The organism is Coprococcus sp. LG101-27, assembly GCF_027695515.1.
GTDB lineage: Bacteria > Bacillota > Clostridia > Lachnospirales > Lachnospiraceae > Allocoprococcus > Allocoprococcus comes.
Map to the genome: position 1 here is coordinate 45997 of NZ_JAQEUJ010000020.1, position 6464 is coordinate 52460.

7 protein-coding genes are annotated in these 6464 nt (G+C 47.6%); all 7 read left to right on the forward strand.

All coding sequences use genetic code 11. The features are described 5' to 3' along the window. Positions 1-62: 62 nt before the first annotated feature. Positions 63-272: a HypC/HybG/HupF family hydrogenase formation chaperone gene (locus tag PG766_RS12950; protein WP_118199436.1), complete on the forward strand. Its 210-nt coding sequence runs from the start codon at positions 63-65 to the stop codon at positions 270-272. Then, positions 272-1324 carry a hydrogenase formation protein HypD gene (gene hypD, locus PG766_RS12955; RefSeq protein WP_022220583.1) on the forward strand — a complete coding sequence of 351 codons (1053 nt, stop codon included), beginning with the start codon at positions 272-274 and terminating at the stop codon, positions 1322-1324. Before PG766_RS12950 ends, hypD begins: the two co-directional genes overlap by 1 nt. Before the next feature lie 399 nt (positions 1325-1723). Beyond that, positions 1724-2743, forward strand: coding sequence for a hydrogenase expression/formation protein HypE (gene hypE, locus PG766_RS12960; RefSeq protein WP_118199437.1), 1020 nt, complete (start codon positions 1724-1726; stop codon positions 2741-2743). 52 nt (positions 2744-2795) lie between these two features. Next, positions 2796-3068 (forward strand): TM1266 family iron-only hydrogenase system putative regulator, encoded by a 273-nt coding sequence (locus PG766_RS12965; RefSeq protein ID WP_008372338.1) that lies wholly within the window; start codon positions 2796-2798, stop codon positions 3066-3068. Continuing rightward, positions 3065-3832 (forward strand): nucleotide-binding protein, encoded by a 768-nt coding sequence (locus PG766_RS12970; RefSeq protein ID WP_118199438.1) that lies wholly within the window; start codon positions 3065-3067, stop codon positions 3830-3832. Before PG766_RS12965 ends, PG766_RS12970 begins: the two co-directional genes overlap by 4 nt. After that, positions 3826-5166 (forward strand): nitrogenase component 1, encoded by a 1341-nt coding sequence (locus tag PG766_RS12975; RefSeq protein ID WP_270590950.1) that lies wholly within the window; start codon positions 3826-3828, stop codon positions 5164-5166. Before PG766_RS12970 ends, PG766_RS12975 begins: the two co-directional genes overlap by 7 nt. Further along, positions 5163-6356: a nitrogenase component 1 gene (locus PG766_RS12980; protein WP_118199440.1), complete on the forward strand. Its 1194-nt coding sequence runs from the start codon at positions 5163-5165 to the stop codon at positions 6354-6356. The genes PG766_RS12975 and PG766_RS12980 overlap by 4 nt, the downstream gene beginning before the upstream one ends. Positions 6357-6464 lie beyond the last annotated feature (108 nt).

The window sequence follows — 6464 nt, forward strand, 5'->3', positions numbered from 1 at the left end:
ACAAAGTTAATCTAAAGCTATTAGAACTTACAAATAAAAGAGGAAAAGGAGGAATTACCCACATGTGTGTTGGATTATCAGCAAAAGTTGTAAAAATCAGTAACGGAACCGCCGTCGTTGACGCAGGCGGTGCAAAAAGAGAGGTTTCATCCAAGCTCCTGGAGAATCTGGAACCAGGTGATTACGTCATGGTCCACGCCGGAGTTGCGATCGCAAAGATCACCGATGAAGATGAAAGCGAGACCGGTCAGCTTATGGAGGAACTGCTGTAATGGAAGAACAAAAGAAACGAACAGCCAGAGAGATCATAGAAAATTATGACGGACCGGCAGTGCGGATCATGGAAGTATGCGGAACCCATACCCATGAAATTTTCCGTCTGGGGATCCGAAAACTTTTGCCAAAGCAGGTAGAACTGATCTCAGGACCGGGATGCCCGGTCTGCGTAACACCGGTCAGCTTTATTGATGAAGCAATTTATCTGGCGTTGGAGAAGCAGGTGACGATCTGTACATTTGGTGATCTGGTCCGCGTACCGGGAAGTCAGATGAGCCTTGCCGGAGCAAGAGAAAAAGGAGCAAAGATCCATATCGTTTATTCACCGGCAGATGCGGAAAAATATGCGAAAGATCATCCGGAAGAACAGGTGACATTTTTATCCGTTGGGTTTGAGACAACGACACCTGCAGGATGCCTTTCGGTTAAACAGGCAAAGGAAGATGGAATTTCCAATTATTCTCTTCTGGTTGCCAATAAGACCATGCCGGGAGCCTACGAGGCACTCAAAGGCAGTGCGGATGTATTTTTATATCCGGGACACGTCAATGCAATCACGGGGACCGAACTTTGTGAGGAACTGGTAAAAGAAGGAGTCAGCGGTGTGGTAGCAGGATTTACGGCAAAAGAACTGCTCACAGCACTTGCGGTCGCACTGGTACGCTTCCAGGAAGGAAAGCCGTTCTTCGTAAACTGCTATCCGAGAGTTGTCACCAGAGAAGGAAGCCGTGAGGCACAGAGGCTGGTGAATGAACTGATGGAAGGATGCGACAGCGAGTGGAGAGGTCTTGGAATCATTCCGGGATCCGGTATGCAGCTGAGAGAAGAATGGGAAGCATACGATGCCAGAAAGAAATACAATATGCCAAAGATCGAAGGAAAAGCAAATCCGGCATGCCGCTGCGGAGATGTACTGCAGGGAAAATGCAAACCGTCCGACTGCAAGGTGTTTGGCAAGGTATGTACACCGCAGCACCCGGTAGGAGCCTGCATGGTATCCGGCGAGGGCGCATGCTCGGCTTACTATATGTATGATACCAGGGGATAAAAGTCAGAAGTCTGACGCAAGCTTGCTTGCAGGAAGACTTCTGACCTTTATCCCCGCCAAAACATGAGTAAGTAGCCATTTTGCGAAGAAAAATGAGCGAATTACGAATGTTTTGAGGATTGTGAGAGCACGAAAGTGCGAAACAATCCGGTATCAGGGAAACGAAGGAATGGAACATCGACGCAAGCTTGCTTGCAGGAAGACTTCTGACCTTTATCCCCGCCAAAATATGAGTAAGTAGCGATTTTACGAAGAAAAATGAGCGGATTACGAATGCTTTGAGGATTGTGAGAGCACGTAAGTGCGAAACAATCCGGTATCAGGGAAACGAAAGAATGGAACACCGGAACAATCCGGTATCATATATACGGAAACGATTAGGAGAGAAGGAAGTTAAAAATGGAAAATAAAATGGACAACCAGACAGTAACTATGGCACACGGAGCCGGCGGAAAGCAGACTTCAGAGCTGATCGATAAAGTATTTGCAGCACATTTTGCCAATCCGGATCTGACTGCGGATGATGCGGCAGTTCTTACACCACCAGTCGGAAAAATGGCAGTATCTACGGATGGATTTATTGTATCTCCGGCATTCTTCCCAGGAGGAAATATCGGAAAGCTTTCCATCTGTGGAACAGTTAATGACCTTGCATGTATGGGAGCAAAACCACTTTATCTGACTTGTGCATTTGTAATTGAAGAAGGATTTCCGATGGAAAAACTGGAAGAGATTGCAGCAGCAATGGAGAAAACGGCAAAAGAAGCCGGTGTCCGTATTGTATCCGGAGATACCAAGGTAGCAGGAAAGGGACAGGTAGACGGTGTATTTATCACAACAACCGGACTGGGACAGATCGAGGACGGCGTAAAAGTCGGAGGAGAACTGGCACAGCCGGGAGACGCAATCATTGTGACCGGAGATGTGGGACGCCATGGTTGTACGATCCTTCTTGCAAGAGAAGACTTCGGAATCGAAGCGGATGTGACCAGTGACTGTGCACCACTATGGCATACTGTAGAAGAAGTGATAAATGCAACACATGATCTGCATGTCATCCGTGATGCGACAAGAGGTGGAGTTGGAACAGTACTTTATGAGATTGCGGGACAGAGTAATGTTGGAATCCGTCTGGATGCTGAAAAAGTTCCGGTTGCACCGGAAGTGAAGGGAGTCTGCGGAATGCTTGGACTGGAGCCACTTTACCTTGCATGTGAAGGAAGAATGGTCATTATGGCACCAAAAGCAGAGGCAGAAAAGATTGTAGAAGTACTGCACAAATGTCCGTATTCACAGAATGCGGCAATTATCGGAGAAGTAACTGCAGAGCAGCCGGGGAAAGTAGTCATGACTACAGAAATCGGAACGCAGGCACTTCTTCCACAGCCGGGCGGAGAATTGCTGCCACGTATCTGCTAAACAATCTGAAATGCGGAATCGGTGATATTTCAAAAAAGAAAGGAGACTTTTCATGGACACCAGAGTAGCAGTCATTTCAATTATTGTGGAGAATCCTGCCGCGATTGAGGAACTGAACCATTACCTGCATGAAGCAGGAGAGTATATCATTGGAAGAATGGGAATTCCGTACCGGGAGAAGGGAATTAATATCATCAGCATCGCCATTGATGCACCGCAAGATATGATCAGTGCTTTGTCAGGGAAGATCGGGCGTCTGAATGGGGTATCCACAAAAACGGCGTACTCGAACGTCATTACGAAAGCGGAGGAAAAAGCGGAATGAAAAAGATAGCAGTGTACGGAAAAGGCGGGATCGGAAAATCCACAACTGTATCCAATCTTGCGGTGGCACTTGCCGAAAAAGGATACAAGGTCATGCAGATCGGCTGTGATCCGAAGGCGGATTCGACCATCCAGCTCCGACACGGAAAGGAGATTCCAACCGTACTGGAAATGTTCCAACAGAAGCAACAGAATCTAAAACTGGAAGATATGGTTACGGTTGGCTATGCAGGTGTGGTCTGTGTAGAAGCAGGTGGACCGACACCGGGACTTGGATGTGCAGGACGCGGGATTATCACCGCCCTTGAGAAGCTGGAAGAAACCGGTGCTTATGAGACCTACCAGCCGGATATCGTGTTATATGATGTACTTGGTGATGTAGTCTGCGGTGGCTTTTCCATGCCCATGCGAAAAGGCTATGCGGATCAGGTATTCATCATCACATCCGGTGAAAATATGGCGATCCATGCCGGAGCCAATATTGCAATGGCAGTAGAGAATTTCAAGAACCGGGGATATGCTTCCCTTGGCGGTATTATTTTAAATAAAAGAGAGGTTCCGAGAGAGGAAGAAAAGGTGCGGGAGCTTGCAGAGGATTTTCACACGCAGATCATTGGACGGCTTGACCGGAGCGAACTTGTGATGGAAGCAGAAGAAGCCGGCAAGGTTCTGCTGGAATACGCACCGGATTCTCAGATGGCAGAGGAATACCGGAAGCTGGCAGATCAGATCCTTGCAGTGTGCGGAGAGGAGAGACCATGTTAAAACGGGTAGGACATCCGGTGGATGAAAAAGGCGCGGCAGTAGTCATTAAGGATGCCACATTTCCGGTTCCATTTGCACAGGGACTTGAATTTAACTCGCCGGTTCACGGCAACTGGAACATCGTACATACCGGAATGCTGATGCCGGAGGCAAGACAGATCTATGTCTGTGCAGATAACTGCATGCGAGGTGTGGTGCTGACAGCGGCGGAAATGAATGCGGCTGACCGGTTTTCCTTTGTGATCGTAAAAGAAGAGAATCTGTTAAATGGAAATCTGGAGGACATCACCATCGAAGGCGTGACGGATGTGCTGAATAAGTTGGAAGAAAAACCGAAAGCAGTTCTTTTATTTACCGTCTGTCTGCATCATTTTCTGGGATGCGATCTGGAACGGGTGTATCAGGAACTGGAGGAGAGGTTCCCGAAGATTACGTTTATCCGCTGTTATATGGATCCGATCATGCAGAAGCATGGACCTACACCGGATCAGAAGCTGAGAAAGGCGATTTATGAACCACTTCCAAAGCGAAAAGCAGATGAGAAAGCCGTGAGTTTTCTCGGCAGTGATTTCGCACTGGAAAAAAATGCAGATTTGAAACGAATCGTCCGGGCACATCAGGGAATCTTCCGGGAACTGCCGGGATGTAAAAGCTGGGAAGACTATCTGGCACTTTCCGAAGGAAAACTTTTTGTATCTTCTTATCCACCATCTAAGTATGGTGCGGAAGTGATTTCAGAGCGTCTGAAACGGCCATACCTGTATCTGCCGGGCAGCTTTGATTATAAAGAGATCACAGCACAGCTGGAAAATTTCTGCCAGGCAATGGGCTATGGAAAGCTGGAGAAAATGATTTCAGTAGAAGAGGAAATTGCTGCCTGTGAAAAGGCACTGGAAAAGGCGCATGAGGTGATCGGAGACACTGCGGTTGCCATTGATTATCTGTACCATCCGCGTCCACTGGGACTTGCAAAGCTTCTGCTTACTCATGGTTTCCGGGTAATACGGATCTATCTGGATTCCATCAGTCCGGAAGAAAAAGCAGAATTTGAGTGGCTGAAGGAGCATGCACCGGATCTGCAGTTGATTGCAACGATCCAGGTGAAAATGCGTGTGCTTCCGAGAACATCGGATGAAAAAATACTGGCGATCGGACAGAAGGCGGCATGGTTTACAGGAAGTCCGTATTTTGTCAATATGGTACAGGGCGGCGGTCTTTACGGATTTGACGGGATCCGCAGGACGGCAGAGCTTATGGCCGAAGCATTTATCGAAGAAAAAGACACGGAAGATTTGGTTGTGCGAAAAGGATGGGGGTGTGAAAGCTGTATATGAGACAATCTTATCGAATCATACCAATTTATACAGCGGATGTATCCGGTGTGTGTTCTGCACTTTATGAGCTTGGCGGCATGACAGTCATGCACGACCCGTCCGGATGCAATTCAACCTACAACACTCACGATGAGATCCGCTGGTACGATCAGGACAGTCTGATCTATATTTCCGGTCTGACAGAAATTGATGCGATCATGGGAAATGATGAAAAATTTCTGGATGATATCAAAGAGGCAGCAAGGGAGATGCATCCGAAATTTATTGCCCTTGCAGGATCCCCAATTCCGTATATGAATGGAACCGATTTTCCGGCACTGGCACAGGTACTGGAAGAAGAAACCGGGATTCTTGCATTTGCAGTACCGACGAACGGAATGCATGATTATGTGTATGGGGCAGGAATTGCATTAGAGGAGATCGCGAAAAGATTTACCGGGGAAAAGACAGGACGGATTCAGGCACGTACCGTCAATCTGCTTGGTGTGACACCGCTGGACTTTGGACCGGTATCTCATGTAGAGGTGCTGAAAGAGAACCTGAAAGCCTGTGGATGGAAGGTGCTGTCTACCTGGGCAATGGGAGATGAACTGGATGCATTTTTGCAGGCAGGAGAAGCAGAGGTGAATCTGGTGGTATCTTCGGTCGGGCTTCGTGCGGCGAAAGTGCTGGAAGAAAAGTTCGGAACCCCGTATGTGGTTGGAACGCCGATTGGTTCTTATACAGAGCGGATTGCGAAAGCACTGGAAGAAAAAGAGCAGATGCCATATCTGAAGAATCGGATGCAGGGTGAAATTGAAGAAATCATGGAGCAGAAGGGAAACAGAAATCCGGCATCGGGAGAAGAAATAAAGAAGCCTGAAGCGGCAGGCAGACAAAAGAAAGTGACTCTGATCGGAGAACCGGTGACCATGGAATCTCTGGCAGCAGGGATCGAACAGAAATATGGCTGTCCGGTGGAAGTTCTCTGCCCGCTGGAAAAAACAGAAGGTCTGCTTTGCAGACAGGACAGATGGATCTGTGGGGAAGAAGAGATGGAAGAAGCATTGAAAGATGCAGAAATCATTGTAGCGGATCCATTGTATCAGCCAATCTGTCCGAAGCATTGTATGTTTTATGAACTGCCGCATATTGCATTTTCCGGAAGAATTTATCTGAAAAGGCTTCCGGTGCTGGGACAACTGATTTAGATGCGGTAAAAATGGATCAAATTCTCACAAAAGAGATTGATCCATTTTTTGTTTCCGTTTTTTCTATGGGGCTGTCGCACTAATTAGTGCGCAGCTCCTTTTCTTGTG